This window comes from Marinovum sp. J2-8 (assembly GCF_055808435.1).
This window is the reverse complement of record NZ_JBVVRZ010000009.1, coordinates 62,493-79,945: the sequence shown is the minus strand read 5'-3', so window position 1 is coordinate 79,945 and position 17,453 is coordinate 62,493. Positions and strand designations below refer to the sequence as shown.

Sequence of the window (17,453 nt, the reverse complement as noted above, 5' to 3'; positions counted from 1 at the left end):
CTGCTTAAGGCAGGTTGATGTAGAAAAGACGCGTGAACGCGAAATCGCAGGCCAGGACCAGAACGACCGCATAGCCGATGATCCAGGGCAGTTTGCGCAGATCGCGGTGGGTCATGAGAAACCCGCAAAGGATGACAAAGCCAATCCCCGCGACCTTGAAACTGGCCAATCCGAAATCCATCACCGCGACAAAGGCAAAGACCGACGCCAACACCGCAACCGCCAATCCGGGGTGGGGTTTGGGCGTTTCGGGATCGCGCGCCACCGGTTGCTGCGGCACGGCGGGGATGTCCCGCAGGGCCGACAGGATACGGACCACCCAGATCGCCGAGAGAAAGGCCATAAGACCGGCCAGCATCCGGGGCACCGCCGCCGAGCCCAACGGTTCAAACCGTGGTTCCGGCAGGCCCGATGCGCCGACAAAGATCACCCCGGAAAAGCCGATCAACGCAAGCGCAAGCGCCAATTCGACCTTGGGGTTTGCAACAGATTTTTCCATGCTCTCACCTGTAAGTTGGCCTCGCCCGCGCGGTGGGCGCGCAGGCGAGATTTCGGGATGACCCGGCTTAGTTCTTAAGCCCGGCCTTCTCTGCCACAGCATCCAGTTGACCCAGCACTTCGATCGAGCTTTCAAGCGCCGCAGCACCATCCGTCCAATAGGGTTCAAGCGTGTTTTCGGTGAACCATGCCTGCATTTCATCGCTTTCAACGGCGGTTTGCAATGCGGTGGTGATCATTTCTTCGGCGTCGGCATCCAGACCGGCAGGCGCCAGCCAATACAGCGGATTGGCCCAAACCACGTCATATCCCAGCTCTTTGGCGGTGGGCACATCGCCAATCGCAGGCAGACGGCTGGCCCCGAAATAGGTCAGCGCGCGAATGCCGTTGGGTTGATAGTTCAGGTATTCAGACCCCGAAAACAGCGCGATATCGGCATTGCCGCCCAGCAGACGCGCCAAACGGTCGGCCCCACCCGGGGCACCGATCAGACGAGTTTCAAACCCGGCTTCACCCGCCAGCATCAGGCCGACGATATGCGGCACGGTGCCGATGCCAACCGCTTCGGTCAGGCTTTTGGGTTCGGCGCGCAGCGCCTCGATCAGCTCTTCCAGGGATTGATAGGGCGCATCATCGCGCACCGTCCAAACCGGGCTGCCGCCGCCGGTAAAGCCCAGCGAGGTAAAGTCACTGGGGTGGATTTCATTCACCCCAAGCGCATTGGACACCAGAATGCTGTGCGACCACATCATGATGGTATGGCCATCAGGCGCAGCTGCAAGAACCTCGCGCGCGGCATTCGCCGACGCCGCGCCGGGCACGTTCACGATCACCAAGGGCTGCGGCAACAGGTTGTTTTCATTGATATGAGTAGAGATCTTGCGCGCCACCGTGTCGGTGCGCCCACCGGGGCGATACCCGACATAGACCTGAATGGGCTTTGATGGAAATTCCGCCACTGCGGTGGTCGCGCTGGCGAAAAGCGTCGCCGTCCCGAGCGTTGCTGCAATGGATGCCGCGCCAATCCCGCGCACCATGGCTTGAATGAATGTCATGAAGTCCTCCCTTGATGATAATTCACCTGGCTTGTGTACCAGTAATTGGACCAACCAATATCAATTGGTATGGTTTTTGTCTAGTCCAAAACGAAATAGGGGCGGATTTTGGTCTAACCTAAATTCTCGGCTGGATACTGGTCCAGCCAAACGGTATCGTCCCCTGAACCGATGTAGGGCAGTTGAATGAGTCAGAAAGTCTATCAACGCATTGCCAGCGACCTGGAAAAAATGATCCAGTCAGGCGAGCTGAAACCCATGAGCCGCCTGCCAGGCCGAACGCGATCTTGCTGCGCAATTCGAAGTCAGCCGAACCACAATTCGCGAAGCGCTGATGGTGCTGGAGGCCGCGGACGTCATCAAGATCAAGGACCGCTCGGGGGCCTATGTCCTTCCTACCGCTAGTAAAAGTGCCAGCGTCCTGCAATCCATCGAAGCGACACCAGGCCCGCATGAAGTCCTGCAGATGCGGCGTCTGATCGAAGGCGAGGCCTGTTTTCTGGTGGCCCTGAACGGATCGAAACGGGCGATTGACGCGATTGTCGATGCCAATATCGCCAATGCCGAAGTGCCGCCAAATGACACGCCGGAATTTCACGAAGCCACCAAACAGTTTCACCTCAGCATTGCGCAGGGGTCGGAAAACAGCCTGTTCGTGGAGCTGCTGGAATATCTGTGGGACCAAAAAAGCGGCCCGCTTTGGGAAAATTGGTATGCTGGCACCCGGTCGCGCCAAAACCGGCTGGCCGTGCTGGCCAACAATCAGGAAGTCACCGACGCCATCGTCGCCCGCCGCCCCCAGGCCGCACGTACCGCAATGCAACGGCACATCGACTGGATGATTTCCCGCTTTCTCAGCTATTGACCCCGGAGACCGCCGCAAGCCGCGCGCGATGGATCGCCGCCGCACCGGCGGCAATGGCAGCCGCGCCGTCAATCACCCGGGCCGTCATGTTCAACGCGCCCGCCGCCCGCGCGTAAAATCGCGCCAGCTCTGGCTCTCCGACGATCAGCACGTCCTGCGCGCCGCTGGCCTGCTGCATGGACAGGATCTCTGATCCGATCAACACCCCCGACAGATAGCCGCGCCCATCAACCGGATTGACCGCCCCCGAAAGCAAGGCGCGCGGTCGCGTGGAAAACGCCAACAGAGAGACACCGAGATTGGATTTCGCCGCCTCGATCCCGTCGTCAAACCCCGCAAGGCCGGTTCCGCCCAATTCGCTGGTCACATGCCCTTTCAGCACACTGGCATGGCACAGAAGGTCAAAGATCTCTCCGGTCATCGCGGTGGAAATCCGGCAAATCGCCCCCTGTTCGCAGGTGACCCATTTGCTATGGGTGCCCGGCAAACACAAAAGCGCGTCGTCGCGGGCCGCCAGTGCCAAGGCGCCAAAAACCTGAACCTCTTCGCCGCGCATCATGTCGGGAAAGCCACCGATGGATTTCGCACTGACGCCGGGCACGATATGCGCCCCGGTTCCGGCCACCGGCACAAGCCGCGCCTGTACCGTGGCGCGCGTTTGCGGGGCCGTGCACATGTCGACATCCACCCAACCCAGATTGCTGCCCACCATGCCGACAAGCAGCGCCTGTTCACAGCCATATTTCCGACGCAACCGCATCAAGGTGCGATCATAGGCTCGGGAAAATTCCTCGCGCTCGGTCTGTTTGGCGCCGCGCCCGGCGACCCGGCCCAAAATGGTTCCATCTTCCTGCACCGCATAGGCGCGAAGATTGGATGTCCCCCAGTCAAAAACCGCAAGCGGCCAGGGCGCGAGGTCAGAATGCGTCATCAGAATCCTCCAATGCCCGGCGGGGTTTCGGTCAAGGGGCCCCATCCATATTGGTTGATCCAAATCTAGCCCAATTCCCAATATTGGTCCATCCAAATCATTGGGCAAATCGCCAAACTCGGCCAGATCAAGCCATGACCCACCCACTTACCGCGCAGTTTCAGCATCTTAACTGGTCATCGCCCCTTCGCTGGCTGGTTGGGCCAATACAGAAAAACACCAGACCACAACAAAAACCAGTTACGAAACATTGACATTTTGGTCCTGCCAATTATCCTTGGGCGCAACTTTTCATACCAACGTCAGGCCGCCACATGACCAAAGCACCCAATTCGACGGCACCAAAACAACCGAACATTCTTTTGATCATCACCGACCAACAGCGCTTTGATACCATTCGCGCCCATGGTCACGCCCATATGGACACGCCGAACCTTGATCGGCTTGCCAAAGAGGGCGTTTCGTTTTCCCAATGCCACATCACCGCCCCCAGCTGCGTGCCCAGCCGGGCAAGCCTGTTCACCGGGTATTATCCGCATGTGACCGGCGTGATGGAGAATGAACAAGATTGGTCAAAAACATGGGTCAGCAGCCTGCGGGATTTGGCTATACCTGTGTGAATGTTGGCAAAATGCACACCAATCCATTTCTGGCCGAGGCCGGGTTCACCGAACGTTTCAACGTCGAGAACAAGGATCGCTACCTTCAGGGGCGTCACTATCTGGATGAATGGGACAAGGCACTGGCCGCGCATGGTCTGGTCAAGCAACAGCGCGAACATTACCGCAAACGCGACGATTACGGCCAGCGGCTTGGCGCGTTTGAATGGGATTTGCCAGAGGATCTGCATTCCGACATGTTTGTCGGCAATTTCGCGAAATTCTGGCTGGATACCAAACCCAAATCCGCGCCGCTGTTCATGCAGGTCGGCTTTCCCGGACCGCACCCGCCCTATGATCCGACGCCCGAGCTGGCCGAAAAATACATGGCAAAGGACAATATCCCTCTGCCGGTCGACTCGGTCGAAGACCGCGCCGGGCAACCCTCTTACCTTGAGGAAAAGCGCGTTCACGATGGTCAGGTCGACCACGATTCCATCCTCTGGAACCCGGATCGCAGCACCGAAGACGAACGCCGCATGCGCGCCTATTATTACGCCAATGTCGAAATGATCGACAATTCCGTTGGTGACATCATGCAGGCGCTGGAACGCAACGATTATATGGATGACACGGTGGTGATCTTTACCTCGGACCACGGTGATTGTCTGGGCGATCACGGGCTGTCGCAGAAATGGTCGATGTATGATGTGGTGACGCGGGTGCCGCTGATTGTCTGGGCGCCGCAACGGTTTAGGGGCGATCGCACGGTCGATGATCTGGTGCAATTGTTCGATCTTGGGCCGACGATCCTGGAACTTGCCGGGGTCACCCCGGCGGCGGATATGGAGGCGCAGAGCCTGCTGCCGGCCTTGACCGAAACCGATCACACGCCACGCGAACATGTGTTTTGTGAACAAGCCGGCGACATGGTGATGACCGGGGCGGATTTCATCACCATGGTGCGGGAAAAACGCTGGAAGCTGGTTCATCTTCTGGGCTGTGAAGAGGGTCAATTGTTCGATCTGGAATCCGACCCGGATGAAATGCGCAATCTGTGGGACGACCCCGATCACAGCGCGCAAAAGGCCCGATTGAAAGACGTGATGCTGGAATGGCTGGTTGCGTCGAACTTCAACACTCGGGACCGGATGGCGGCCTTTCGCTAACACGGATCGGACCAAAGGACTGCGCCCGTGCCGCCCCAGGCACGGGCACCGGCACGGGCCACACCATCGCGTCATGGCTGAGGAAAGCGGTGGTCAGCGCAGTGTCCGATACGCGGCGTCGACAAATATGTGACGCAGTTGCAAGCGGCGGATTGAAGTGCTGCAAAACGTCAGAAATTATAATAGCTTATTACGACAAACTTCGACCCGCGCGCTTGGGCTTGGCTTGTAACACGCCTGCCCGTACATAAGGGCACCTTTAAACTATGGACCTGTCAGCCGCTCAATGGAAAAGCCCGCTTTTATCACCGATGCCGAAAGCGCCTATGCCACGCTGCGGCAGGCCATCGTCACCGGCGATCTTCCGCCGGACCGCAAGCTCAAGATCGCGGAACTGCGCGCCGAATTTGGCTTTGGGGCCGCGCCCCTGCGCGAGGCCCTGTCGCGGTTGATCGGCGAGCGGTCGGTCGTGCAACATTCCAACCGCGGCTTTTATGTGCGCAGCGCCACCGCCGAAGAGGTCGAGGATCTGGGCCGGGTGCGTATCCTGCTGGAAAACGAAGCGATCCGCGACAGCCTGAGCCGGGGCAACGACGCTTGGGAGGCGCAGCTTGTCGCCGCCTATCATAGTCTGCGGCTGGCCGAAGACCGCAACACCAGCCTACAGGAAATCGAAACGCGCAACCGGGCGTTTCACGATGCGCTGGTTTCGGCGGCCAACTCGGACTGGCTTTTGGATCTGCGCGACCAGATCTATGCCCATCACGAACGCTATCGCCACCTGTCGCGCAATTTCGGCCCCAGCGGGCGCGATACCCCCGCCGAACATGCCGCAATCTATGAGGTGGCAATCGCGCGCGATATCGACGCGACCTGCGCGCTGACCGCCCGCCATATCGAGCTGACGACAGTGGCGGCGGTCAAGGCGATGCAGGGCTAAAATCATTAAGGCGGGTGAAGCGCGGGGGCCATTGCCCCGCGCCAGCACCGGGGTCAGGCGTAGCTGGTTGCGCCGTCCGGTTTGCGCATCAATGGCCGGGACCAATGGGTATATTCATCGGTCTGCAACGCCTCTTCGATGATCTCGACACCCCAACCCGGGCGATCCGGGCGCAGCTCAAGATAGCCATCAACCGGAATATAGGGATCTTTGATCCACGGCACATCGCGGTGCACCTTGTACTCAAGGATCTTGAAATTGGTGCAGGCGGCCGAAAAATGCACGTTATGCGCGGTGGCCAGCGGCCCCATCGGATTGTGCGGCGCCACCGGAACGGAATGGGCATCCGCCACCTCGGCAATGCGGCGCATTTCGGTCAACCCCCCGACCACGGCAATGTCCGGCTGGACGATATCCGCCCCGCCCGCATTAAGCAGCGCCAGGAATTGATGGCGATTATATAGCGCCTCGCCGGTGGCCAGCGGGATGTTCATCTTGGCCTTCATGTCGCGCCAGGCCGGCATATGTTCCGGGCGCAATGGCTCTTCCAGAAAGAAGGGATCATAAGGCTCGATCGCCCGCGCCAGACGCACCGCATCAATCCCCTCCATCAGCACCGAATGGGCGTCAAAGGCGATCTCGAAATGCGAAGGCAGGCCTTCGCGCAGGGTGCGGAAATAATCAGCTGTCGCGGCGCAGACCTCGCCCCAGCGATGCTCAAACGGATGTTTGCGATACGGCGAAAGTTTGAAGGCGGTAAAGCCGAATTCCGCGTGCAGATTCGACAGAACCTCGACACCATTGTCCGGCGCGCCGATGGCGGTGCAATAGACCCGCACCTTGTCGCGCATATGGCCGCCCAACATCTGGTAAACCGGCACGCCAATCGCCTTGGCAGCAATATCCCAAAGCGCATGATCGACCGCGGAAAACGCCGCCAGCCCCAATGCGCCGGGCGGAAAACGTGCGACATGCATCAGTTTTTCATGCAAAAACGTCACCCGGCGCGGGTCTTCGCCCAGAAGATGCGTGGCAAAATAGTCAAGGATCGGCGCAACGGCACGTTCCGGACCATGGGCATATGTCTCGCCCCAGCCGGTGATACCTTCGTCGGTCTTGATGGCGACAAGCACGCGAGGACGGTCATCGACCCGCTGCATATAAGTTTTGATTTCAGTGATTTTCATTGTTTCAACGCTGGGTTTAGGTGTTGTTGGTGGTCGTGTTGTTCGTTTGCGGGGCGGCCGTCGATGTAGCTGCCGACGGGCAGTTGGTAACCGCCATGGGCGAGGGCGTCGTTTTCGGCGCGCATCCAGTCGAACAGCCGGGTTTTCAGCCGGGCTTTTTCCTCGGCCAGGGTCGGGTCGTCGGCGCGGTTGGTCCGTTCGCCCGGATCGGTGTCGAGGTCGTACAGCTCTTCGATGTCATGCGGGCTCCAGGCGTATTTGTAGCGCGCCTCGCGGATGCCGCGGAACTTGAACTGGCGGCCCTGATAGGCGTCATAGCCATAGGTCGCATGGTCCTGCCGGGTGGCGCCATACCGGCGTGCGGTCTCTGCCTCGGTCAGAATTCCGGCGCCCGCGCTGCTCGCCACCATGGTCGGGAAAAGATCGCGGAAATTGACAAAACCGTCGTCGACCTTGGCCGCCGCCTGCCCCGCGTCACGGATCAGCATCGGGATGCGCATCACCTCTTCGTAGAAGAACGGCCCCTTGTCGAACCAGCCATGCGCGCCCAGCATTTCGCCGTGATCAGCGGTGAAGCTCAGCGAGGTGCTGTCGTCCAGCCCCAGATCGGTCATCTTGCGGCGGAACTGGCCAAACAGATCGTCGATGAAGGAACAGAAGCCGAAATAATGCTGCGCGGTGCGGCGCCAGTCGGCCTGATCCAGCCCCCGGGTGTCCTGACAGGGCCAGTAAGGCGCGCCCTGGGCCTGGGGTTTGCCGGTCTCAGTGAACTGCGGGATGAAATTGTCGGGCATGTAATCTTCGGGCAGGTCATCATACAGCGCCACCCAATCCGCCGGAACGTGATGCGGGAAATGCGGCCCCGGCAGCGAGACGATCAGGCAAAATGGCTTGTCGCCGGCCGCAAGCGACTCCAGCCGTTCGATCCCCGCCATGACCCGCTTTTCGTCCATATGCGTGCCTTTGGTGATCGTGCCGTAAAACGGTGTCTTGCGCGGGGTGGCGAACTCCAGATCATCGGCCGGGATCAGCGCCTCGGCGCCGCCATCGCTCAGCGGGGCGTCGATGCCGCGTTCGGTCAATGTGCCCGCGCCCAGATGCCATTTGCCGATGAACGACACCGCATATCCGGCGTCCTGCAACCGCTCCATATAGGTTTTGTGGCTCGGGTGCAGCTTGCCATGTGGATAAAACGACGAGCCCTGCACATTGTCCATCGTGCCGTTTTGATGCGGCCATGTGCCGGTGAACAGGCTGCCGCGCGCGGGCGTGCACAGCGGCACCGAGGTAAAGGCGTTCACGTGATTGGTGGCCTCGGCGCGAAACGCCTGGAGGTTGGGCAGCTTGCACGGATGCCCCGGCTGGTTCAACGTGTCCCAACGCCATTGATCGGTGATGAACAGAATGATGTTCCTGGCTGTCATTGCGCTACTTTCCTGGTTGAAGATGTCGCGGGGGGGCGTTCGATCCACCAGATCGCAAGCCCGGCCCCGACAATCAAAAATGTGCCAAGGACAAACCCGATGCTCATCGGTTCGCGAAAAAACACAATCCCGAGCAAGCTGGCGAAAATCACCTGGCTGTAGAGAAACGGCGACAGGATCGAGGCCGGGGCGGCCTGCATCCCCAGTTGGATGGCCACATGGGCAAGTGTTCCGGTGAAGCCAAGCAACGTCAGAACCGCAAAATCCATCGCCGAAATCGGTGACCAGAAAAACGGCTGCACGGGCAGCAGGACCAGCACACAGATCACCGGCATCAGCGCCATCGCCGGGACGGTTTCCGCCGGTTCCGACAAACGCCGGGTCATCAACACGTAACCCGCCGCCGCAAAGGCCGACAGTAAGGGCAAAAGCCAGATCGCGGAAAATCCAGCCTCTGCACCCAGTTGCGGACCAATCACCACCAACACGCCGGCAAAGCCCAGCGCCAATGCGGTGATCCGCCGCCATCCGATACGTTCACCCAGGAACACCACCGACAGCAATGTGACCACCAAGGGGCTCAGGAACTGAATCACCGTGGCCTGTGACAGCGGGACAAAGGCAATGGCGATAAACATCGCGGTCGACGCCGTCAGCAACAAAACCGCGCGCGCCACATGCAGCGGCAAACGGGCCGTGCGATAGATCCGCCGCCGTCCGGTCGCCCAAAGGAAGATCGCCACAAAGACCGCATGCCAGCAGTAGCGCACAAAGGAAATCTGGATCGGGGATTGCCGCGCCGTCATTTCCTTGATCGCGGCATCCTGGCTGGCCAGAATGCACCCCGCCAGCGCCACCAGCCCCATGCCCGCAATCATCGACCGCGTCGCGGCGGGGGGCGTTGGCGCATTCAGCGGCAAATCAGGGGCGACCGAGGCCGCCCCCGTGGATGTCTGGCAACCGTTGGTCAATTGATCGCGGCCGTACGGGCCGTGCCCAACCGCAGCCCGGTGTCGGGATCAAACAAATGCACCGGCCCCTGCGGCATGACGTGCAGCACATCGCCATATCTGCCACTGATCCGCTCGCGCATCAAACAGGTTACGGGGGAGTCGCCGATCTGGCCCACCACCTGGGTTTCCGCGCCTGTCGGCTCGGTCACATTGACCTGCACGGTCAAGCCCCGTTCGGCCAGCTCGAACGTATCGGGGCGAATGCCGGCAATGACAGAGCGGCCCGTTCCGTATTCGCCGGTATCGGTCGCGGCCAGGATGGTGCCATCGCCGAACCGCAGACCGCCGTCACAGATCTCGGCCTCGAGCAGGTTCATCGAAGGCGAGCCGATAAAGGCCGCAACAAACAGATTGGCCGGTTCGTCGTACAGTTCCAGCGGGGTGCCGACCTGTTCGATCCGCCCCGCGCTCATCACCACGATCTTGTCGGCCATGGTCATGGCTTCGATCTGGTCGTGGGTGACATAGACCGCCGTGGTGCCCAGCCGCTGGTGCAGCGATTTGATCTCGGCCCGCATGGAAACGCGCAGCTTGGCATCAAGGTTGGACAGGGGTTCGTCGAACAGGAACACCTTGGGATTGCGCACGATGGCGCGGCCCATGGCGACCCGCTGGCGTTGCCCACCAGAGAGTTCGCGCGGATAGCGATCGAGGTAGGGTTCAAGGTTCAGGATACGCGCGGCATCCTCGACCTTTTCCTTGATCTCGTCTTTCGAAGCGCCGGCAAGCTGCATCGAAAACGACATGTTGTCGGCCACTTTCATATGCGGATAAAGCGCGTAGTTCTGAAACACCATGGCGATATCGCGTGCCTTGGGTTGCAGGTTGTTCACCACCTTGCCGCCAATTTCGATGGTGCCGCCGGTGATGTCCTCCAGCCCGGCAATCATCCGCAAGAGCGTGGTCTTGCCACAGCCCGACGGGCCGACCAGCGCGACGAATTCGCCATCTTCGATACCGACGTCGATGCCCTTGATCGCCTGCACCGCGCCATAGTTCTTGATCACCTGATTGATGGTAACATGTGCCATTTTTTATCTCCTATTCGGATCCGGGCCTCAGCCCTTGACCGATCCCATTGTCATCCCGCGGATGAAGTGTTTCTGGAAGGCGAGGAAGACAGCCAGCGTCGGGATTGCGGCGACAACCGCCCCCGAGGCCACCATGTTCCAGGCGATCTCGTATTCGCCTTCGAACGACAGGATACCGACGGTCACGGGTTTCTTGCCCGCGCCCTGGGTCAGCACCAGCCCCCAAAGCAGATCGTTCCAGATCCAGGTGAATTCCAGCACGATCAGCGCCGACAAGGCAGGCCGTGCCACCGGCACATAGATCCGCCGGAAGATCGTCCATTCGCTGGCCCCGTCAATGCGACCCGCTTCGCGCAACTCACCGGGCACCGTGTTGAAGAAGTTGGTCATGATCAGCACGGCAAAGGGGATCTGGCGCATGATGTGCACGATGATCTGGCTGATGAAAGTGTCATGCAGGCCAAGATCCGACATCAACCGGAACACCGGGATCAGCTGGGTATGGATCGGTACGAAGCTGAGCGAGACGATCACAAGGAACATCCAGATCCGGCCGCGAAACTGCATCCGGCTCAGCGCATATCCCGCCATCATCGCCACCATCAACGTGCCCGCAACCGAGGGCAATGTGATGATCACCGAGGCCCGCAAATAGGGCAGCATCTCGATGAAGGCGCGGCCAAGGTTGCCCCATTCATAGGTCGAAGGCAGTGCCCAGGCGCCGTTCTGGGTGATGTCGGGGATGGTGCGCACCGAGGTCAGAAGCGTGCCCATCACCGGCAGGAAGAACACCAGCGCCAAGAGCAACAGCAAGAGGATCTGGCTCCCCCGCACGACCGGCTCTTCGAACCGTTCGCGCAGAGATCCGCGGTCAATCGCCTGGGCGGCATCCGACCCATTGGTCATTTCTGTGGTTACATGTGTCATGGTCCGACCCTCAGCTCCAATCTCGTTCTTGGGCTTTGGCCATGCGGAGCACATAGGGCACCACCATGATGGCTGTCATCAGCGTGACAATCACACCAATCGCAGCGCCATAGCCGAATTTGTAGTTCCAGAAGGTTTCCATATACATCCGGTATCCCACCACTTCGGACGATCCGAACGGGCCGCCTTCGGTCATGGTCAACACGATCTCTGTCGCCAGAAGCGCGTGGATCAACGCCGATGATACCGCAATGGTGCTGGCCGGTTTCAAAAGCGGCAGCATGATGCGGAAGAAGATCTGGCGCCGCGTGCCGCCATCGACCTTGGCCGCTTCGATCAGCTCTTGCGGGATGGCCGACAGACCCGCGAGGAACACCACCGTGGCAAACGCCGTCTGCCGCCAGGCCGCCGCCGCGATCACCGAATAGGTCGCCGCATCAGGGCCCAACCATTCCACAATCAGACCTTCCAGTCCCAGGCTGATCAACAATTGGTCCAGCAGGCCGACATCCGGTTCATAGATCCAGCCCCAGACCACACCCACAATCGCAAAAGACAGCGCCAAAGGCAGGAAAAACACGGTCTTGATCAGGCTCGATCCCCAGAACGTCTGTTTGACCAGAAGCGCGATGGTGATGGCCAGCGAATTGGGCACGATCAGGAACATGATCACCCAGATGCCGGTGTTTTTCAGGGAATTAAGGAAATATGCGTCCCCGATCAGATCCGCATAATTCTGAAGCCCGACGAATTTTCCCGGTGCCGCAACACCAACCTGATCCGTCAGGCTGATGGCGAAGGTCTGAAAAATCGGATAGGCGCCGAAGATGCCGTAGATCAAAATCGCGGGCATCAGGAATAGCCAGGGCGTAAGCCGGGCGTTCATGGCAGTGTCCTCCTCTTGCGTATGGTCGGGCGTGGGGCTGTGCCCCGCCCGACCAATCTTTGCTTAATTGCCGCCAAACACGTCTGTGCGGCGATCTTCCAGCAGTTCCAAAACGGTCATGTATTGATCCGGATAGGCAAGGAACCGCGGCAATTCACGCTTCGCCACCTCGGTCACGCCGGGGTGTGTCGCAAGTTCCAGGTTTTGGTGGAACGGTGCATTCAGCATGTCCTGAAACTTCTCGATCGTCGGCTGAAACGAGGCCGGTTCGTAGATATCGACCGGGACATCCTTGTTCGCAGCCATCCGCTGGGCCTGTTTGGCAAACAGCTCTTGCGGGCCACGTTCGGATACGCATTTCAGCATCGCCAGCGCGTTTTCGGTGTTTTCACCCGCGCCACTGGCGGCCCAACCTTCGACCGCACCTTCGACGGCCAGTTCGATGCCCTCGGTGATTGGCGGGAAATCGAAGACGTCGAAATCGGTGCCCGGCTCTAGACCCGCGGTGATGAAGTTGCCGACGGTCCATGTGCCCATCAGCTCCATCGCGCCTTCGCCGTTGACGAATTTGGTGGCCATTTCCTGCCAACCCAGCGACGAGGTGCGGTCGTTGAAATAACCCGCCTCGAGCAGATCCTTCCACAGTTCCATCGCCTCGATCACGCGGGGATCAAGATAGCTCTCGGTGCCGGCCATCAGCCCGCTGCGGAATTCCGATCCTGCCACCCGCAGCACCATGTAGTCGAACCACAAAAGCGGCTCCCAGCCGGATTTCGACCCCAGAAGGAAGGGCGTGACACCGGCCTCTTTCAGCTTGGCCGCGACCGCAACGAACTCGTCCCAGGTTTGTGGCGGCTGGATATCATGTTCGGCAAAGACGCGCTTGTTGTACCAGAAAACATTGGGCTGGAACGTGGTCGGGATGGTGTAGACATTGCCGTCAGGCTCTGTGCTGGTGGCCTGAACGCCCGCTGGATAGTTGTCTTTGATCTCTTCCCAGATGTCGTTCATCGCACGGATCTTGCCGGTGGCGGCCTGAAACTGCGACCGACCGCCTGCCCAATAGGCATAGATGTCTGGCGGGGTCGAGCTGGAGAGTTGCACAGGCAGCTGCACTTCGTACTGCTTGGGCGGAGAGAAGTTTTCGATGATCTCGATATTCAGCTGTTCGGCACATGCCCCCCACATCGCCATCCGCGGCACCCGCATCGGTTCTGCGGCCGAGCGGTGGAACAGGTGAACCACACCTTCTGCCGCGACAGGGGCGGCGGTCATGGTCAACCCACCCAGAGCCAGCGGCAGGCTGAGGCAAAAGGTTGCCACGCTCTGCTTCAAATTCTTCATCTTGTTCTCCTCCGTTTAATTTTGTCGTTGCTATTGCGCTTTGTCGATAAAAACAAACATATTATGTTTATGCATCATCCGTCAAGCTTGATTGGGATGCAATTTCTACGGACCTGCCCGATTGCACAGCAGCCCAAACCACCGGCCGAAACGGCCAAAAATCATTGGAGACCAAGGATATGGATGGAAAACCCGTCACAGCGATCAGCCCCCACGCGCGATTGCAACGACCAGCCGACAAAGACGTTCGCTGGACCGGCGGCTTTTGGGCCGAAAAACAGGACCTGATCCGACATGAGTCGATCATCAGCGTGCTGGAAGCCATGGAAGACCCGGAAAACGCAGCATATTTCGGTAATTTCCGCGCCGTGGCCGCCGGCGGCGGCACCTTTCACGGCCGATATTGGAGCGATGGCGATTGCTACAAGGCGCTCGAATCCGGGATTCTGCTGCTGACCGATGTTTCCCCCGACGCCGCGCTGACCGAACGGCTCGACAGCTACATCGAAATCATCGCCGCCGCACAGGAGGAGGACGGTTATCTCAATACACAGATCAGCCTGACCGATCTTGGCCGCTGGACCGACATCGAACATCACGAGATGTACAACCTCGGCCATCTCTTCACCACGGCCTGCCTGCATCACCAGGTCACCGGCGCAAACAGTTTGATGGACATCGCCATTCACGCCGCCGACAATCTTTATGACAGTTTCATCACCCGCGACCCTGATTTGGCACGGTTTGGTTTCAACCCGTCACAGATCATGGGGTTGGTGGAATTGTTTCGTGAAACCGGCACGTCCCGCTATCTCGAACTGGCGCGCATCTTTGTGGAAAACCGGGGCGCGCATCCCGACATGCCCGGCAACAACGGCGATCAAAGCCAGGCGCGTGTGCCGCTTCTTGAGGAACAAGAGGCCGTGGGCCATGCCGTGACCGGCCCCTATCTTTGGGCCGGGGCTGCGGATCTGGTGATGGAAACCGACGAAGCGCCGTTGATGCAGGCAATCACCCGCATCTGGGAGGATTCGACCTATCGCAAAATGTACATCACCGGCGGAATTGGCGCGTTGCACAAAGGCACATCGGAACGCAGCCACCCCAGATACGAGCAGATCGCCGAATCCTATGGTCGCCCCTATCAGCTGCCGTCAGACACAGCCTATAATGAAACCTGCGCCAATATCGCCAACGCGATGTGGAGCTGGCGGATGCTGCAACTGACCGGTGACGCGCGGTATGGGGATGTGATCGAACAGGTGATGTATAACACCGGCCTGTCCGGTGTGTCGCTGTCCGGCACGCATTTCACCTATTCCAACCCGCTGCGGTTCAATGGTGAAAAGCAATTCATCGGCAACAACAATTCACCACGTCGCTGGACCCGCTGGACCTGTTATTGTTGCCCACCCCAGGTCACACGCACCATCGCCGGGCTGCATCGCTGGGCCTATTCCACCGGCCCGGATGCGGTTTGGGTGCATCTCTATGGTACCAACACACTTGCAGCCGAAGTCGCCGGTGGGCACCTCGCGCTGTCGCAAGTGTCGGATTTCCCGTGGTCGGGTGATGTCAGCATCACGGTGGATGCCGCGCCGGAAAACGAATGCACCGTGCATTTGCGCCTTCCCGGGTGGAGCCAGTCCACCGCCGTGGCCATCAATGGCGAGACGATTGCCACCCCCGGACAGGGGCCGCGATACCTGCCGTTGACCCGGCGTTGGTCCAAGGGCGACGTCATCACAATGGTGCTCGACATCACACCGCGCATCATGGTCGCCCGCCCGGAGGTCGAAGAAACCCGCAGTCAGGCGGCGATCATGGCGGGGCCGGTGGTCTACTGTCTTGAAGGGGCGGATCTGCCCGACGGGACCAGCATCGACGAGGTCGCGCTAACCGCGCATACCCAACTGACGCCCATTGCGGGCGAAGGGCTGTTCAAGGGCAACACCCTGTTGCAGGCGGACCTGCCACGGCGCGCGCCCTGGACCGGCAACGCGCTTTATGCCCCGCTGGCGACACCGCCAAAGGCCACGGTCACCACGACATTGATCCCCTACTTCGCGTGGAACAACCGCGACGACAACACCATGGCGGTCTGGTTGCCGCTAAAGGATTAAACAAAAAAGGGATACCGCATCACTGCGGTATCCCCCCCTGCCCCAAAGACCCGAAACGGATCAGGCGGCAGGCACTTCGAATTCGGCGTGCGTCGTTTTGAACGTCAGATATTCGTTGATCACCATCTGCCCGCCTTCGATGCCAACACCAGAGTGTTTGACGCCGCTGAAAGGCGCCTCGTAATGCGACAGCAGAAAATTGTTGATCCCCACCATGCCCGACTGCAACTCAGCCGAGAGCCGCCGCGCAACCACTTCGGACCGGGTAAAGGCATAGGCCGCAAGCCCGTATTGCGTGCTGTTGGCCCGCGTGATGGCATCCCCAAGATCGGAATAGGTGGTCAGCGACGCGACCGGGCCAAAGGGTTCTTCTGACATGATTTCGGCGTCGTCGGTGACGTTTTCCAGAACCGTGGGCGCAAAGAAGAAGCCCTTGTTCTGTTCCCGCGCCCGCGTGCCGCCAAGCAACAGCGTTGCGCCGCGCTCTACCGCGTCGGATACCAGCCGTTCCAGTTTGTCCAGCTGCGCCGGGCTGGCCATCGGACCCATGGTTGTTGCCGCGGACATCGGATCGCCCATCTGCACCTTTTCGGCCTCGGCCATGAAGACATCGGTGAATTCGTTTGCCACGGCCTCATGCAGAAAGAACCGGCTGGGCGATCCGCAAATCTGGCCGGTGTTCATGAATTTGAATTTCGCCGCCAGTTTCGCCGCCGCAGGCACGTCAGCATCGGGGCAAATGATCAGCGGCGCATGGCCGCCCAATTCCATCGACACCCGTTTCACTGTCTTCGCCGATTGCGCCATCAACAACCGCCCGACACGCGTCGAGCCGGTAAACGAGATTTTGCGCACAGCATCCGAGTCCATCAATGCAGGCGAAACCCCCTGTGGATCACCTTGCAGGATCTGAACCACCCCGTGGGCAGCCCCGCCGCCTGACAACATTCGCCAAGAATGGTGCCGACCAACGGCGTCTGTTCCGACGGGCGCAGGATGACCACGCACCCGGCCGCAAGCGCCGGTGCCAGCTTGCGCGCGGGCAGGCCAAGCGGGAAGTTCCACGGGCTGAACGCGGCGACGATTCCCACAGGCTCCGGCGTGATGCTGAGATGCCCGCCAAACCGCGAGGTGATGGTCTGGCCGAAAATACGCTCTGCCTCGCCTGCCATCCAGACAAATTGCTCGGCTGCGGAATCGGCTTCGCCGACGGCCATGGAATGCACCCGCCCCATTTCGGTGGCGATGGCACGGCCGAAATCTTCGCGGCGTTTGACAATCTCTTCGGCAATGCGTCGCAGATATTGCGCACGCTTCCAACCGGGCAATGCCGACCATTCGGCAAAGCGGGCCTCGGCATAGGCCAGCGCCTGCGCCACGTGATCGGGGCTGCAGCACGGCACATCATAAAGGGTTTCTTCGGTCGCGGGGTTGACCACGGCCATCGGCGGCAAATCCGAG

General features: G+C 59.9%; 15 protein-coding genes and 2 pseudogenes. 6 read left to right on the top strand and 11 right to left on the bottom strand.

Translation table 11 applies throughout. The features are described 5' to 3' along the window. Nucleotides 1–4: 4 nt before the first annotated feature. Together AC0L4F_RS20400 and AC0L4F_RS20395 are read right to left on the bottom strand one after the other, a co-directional pair. Nucleotides 5–499, bottom strand: a complete 495-nt coding sequence (locus AC0L4F_RS20400; RefSeq protein ID WP_244691212.1) for a tripartite tricarboxylate transporter TctB family protein — start codon at nt 497–499, stop codon at nt 5–7. Between the two features lie 67 nt (nt 500–566). Further along, nucleotides 567–1,553: a Bug family tripartite tricarboxylate transporter substrate binding protein gene (locus tag AC0L4F_RS20395; protein WP_244691211.1), complete on the bottom strand. Its 987-nt coding sequence runs from the start codon at nt 1,551–1,553 to the stop codon at nt 567–569. Between the two features lie 286 nt (nt 1,554–1,839). Here AC0L4F_RS20395 and AC0L4F_RS20390 point away from each other — a divergent pair. Together AC0L4F_RS20390 and AC0L4F_RS20385 are read left to right on the top strand one after the other, a co-directional pair. Further along, a pseudogene (locus AC0L4F_RS20390) lies at nt 1,840–1,932 on the top strand (GntR family transcriptional regulator); the annotation flags it as partial. Between the two features lie 87 nt (nt 1,933–2,019). Then, the gene (locus AC0L4F_RS20385; protein WP_280520708.1) at nt 2,020–2,418 is read left to right on the top strand and encodes a FadR/GntR family transcriptional regulator; all 399 of its coding nucleotides are present in this window, start codon (nt 2,020–2,022) and stop codon (nt 2,416–2,418) included. On the opposite strand, the gene AC0L4F_RS20380 is transcribed toward AC0L4F_RS20385, so the two are convergent. Then, entirely contained in the window at nt 2,408–3,349 is a 942-nt protein-coding gene (locus tag AC0L4F_RS20380; RefSeq protein WP_244691209.1) for a 2-dehydro-3-deoxygalactonokinase, read from the bottom strand. The two genes, AC0L4F_RS20385 and AC0L4F_RS20380, sit on opposite strands and share 11 nt — an antisense overlap. Before the next feature lie 314 nt (nt 3,350–3,663). Here AC0L4F_RS20380 and AC0L4F_RS20375 point away from each other — a divergent pair, with 314 nt between their 5' ends. The 3 genes from AC0L4F_RS20375 to AC0L4F_RS20365 all read left to right on the top strand — a co-directional run bounded on the left by AC0L4F_RS20375 (nt 3,664) and on the right by AC0L4F_RS20365 (nt 6,057). Next, entirely contained in the window at nt 3,664–3,969 is a 306-nt protein-coding gene (locus AC0L4F_RS20375; protein ID WP_280520705.1) for a sulfatase-like hydrolase/transferase, read from the top strand. Beyond that, nucleotides 3,930–5,117 (top strand): sulfatase family protein, encoded by a 1,188-nt coding sequence (locus AC0L4F_RS20370; protein WP_280520704.1) that lies wholly within the window; start codon nt 3,930–3,932, stop codon nt 5,115–5,117. The genes AC0L4F_RS20375 and AC0L4F_RS20370 overlap by 40 nt, the downstream gene beginning before the upstream one ends. Before the next feature lie 286 nt (nt 5,118–5,403). Continuing rightward, nucleotides 5,404–6,057 (top strand): GntR family transcriptional regulator, encoded by a 654-nt coding sequence (locus AC0L4F_RS20365; RefSeq protein ID WP_244691208.1) that lies wholly within the window; start codon nt 5,404–5,406, stop codon nt 6,055–6,057. A 53-nt stretch (nt 6,058–6,110) separates the two neighbouring features. Here AC0L4F_RS20365 and AC0L4F_RS20360 read toward each other — a convergent pair whose 3' ends face one another. The 7 genes from AC0L4F_RS20360 to AC0L4F_RS20330 form a co-directional block, all read right to left on the bottom strand. Continuing rightward, entirely contained in the window at nt 6,111–7,244 is a 1,134-nt protein-coding gene (locus tag AC0L4F_RS20360; RefSeq protein ID WP_244691207.1) for a mandelate racemase/muconate lactonizing enzyme family protein, read from the bottom strand. Then, entirely contained in the window at nt 7,241–8,668 is a 1,428-nt protein-coding gene (locus AC0L4F_RS20355) for a sulfatase-like hydrolase/transferase (protein ID WP_244691206.1), read from the bottom strand. The genes AC0L4F_RS20360 and AC0L4F_RS20355 overlap by 4 nt, the downstream gene beginning before the upstream one ends. Then, entirely contained in the window at nt 8,665–9,639 is a 975-nt protein-coding gene (locus AC0L4F_RS20350) for a DMT family transporter (RefSeq protein ID WP_244691205.1), read from the bottom strand. The genes AC0L4F_RS20355 and AC0L4F_RS20350 overlap by 4 nt, the downstream gene beginning before the upstream one ends. Further along, entirely contained in the window at nt 9,636–10,712 is a 1,077-nt protein-coding gene (locus AC0L4F_RS20345) for an ABC transporter ATP-binding protein (RefSeq protein ID WP_244691204.1), read from the bottom strand. Before AC0L4F_RS20345 ends, AC0L4F_RS20350 begins: the two co-directional genes overlap by 4 nt. Before the next feature lie 27 nt (nt 10,713–10,739). Next, nucleotides 10,740–11,639 (bottom strand): carbohydrate ABC transporter permease, encoded by a 900-nt coding sequence (locus AC0L4F_RS20340; protein ID WP_244691203.1) that lies wholly within the window; start codon nt 11,637–11,639, stop codon nt 10,740–10,742. 10 nt (nt 11,640–11,649) lie between these two features. After that, nucleotides 11,650–12,525 (bottom strand): carbohydrate ABC transporter permease, encoded by an 876-nt coding sequence (locus AC0L4F_RS20335; protein WP_244691202.1) that lies wholly within the window; start codon nt 12,523–12,525, stop codon nt 11,650–11,652. Between the two features lie 63 nt (nt 12,526–12,588). Continuing rightward, nucleotides 12,589–13,869 (bottom strand): ABC transporter substrate-binding protein, encoded by a 1,281-nt coding sequence (locus AC0L4F_RS20330; RefSeq protein ID WP_244691201.1) that lies wholly within the window; start codon nt 13,867–13,869, stop codon nt 12,589–12,591. A 179-nt stretch (nt 13,870–14,048) separates the two neighbouring features. Here AC0L4F_RS20330 and AC0L4F_RS20325 point away from each other — a divergent pair, with 179 nt between their 5' ends. Beyond that, nucleotides 14,049–15,992: a glycoside hydrolase family 127 protein gene (locus AC0L4F_RS20325; RefSeq protein WP_244691200.1), complete on the top strand. Its 1,944-nt coding sequence runs from the start codon at nt 14,049–14,051 to the stop codon at nt 15,990–15,992. A gap of 60 nt (nt 15,993–16,052) precedes the next feature. Here AC0L4F_RS20325 and AC0L4F_RS20320 read toward each other — a convergent pair. Beyond that, a pseudogene (locus tag AC0L4F_RS20320) lies at nt 16,053–17,437 on the bottom strand (NAD-dependent succinate-semialdehyde dehydrogenase). Between the last annotated feature and the right edge of the window lie 16 nt (nt 17,438–17,453).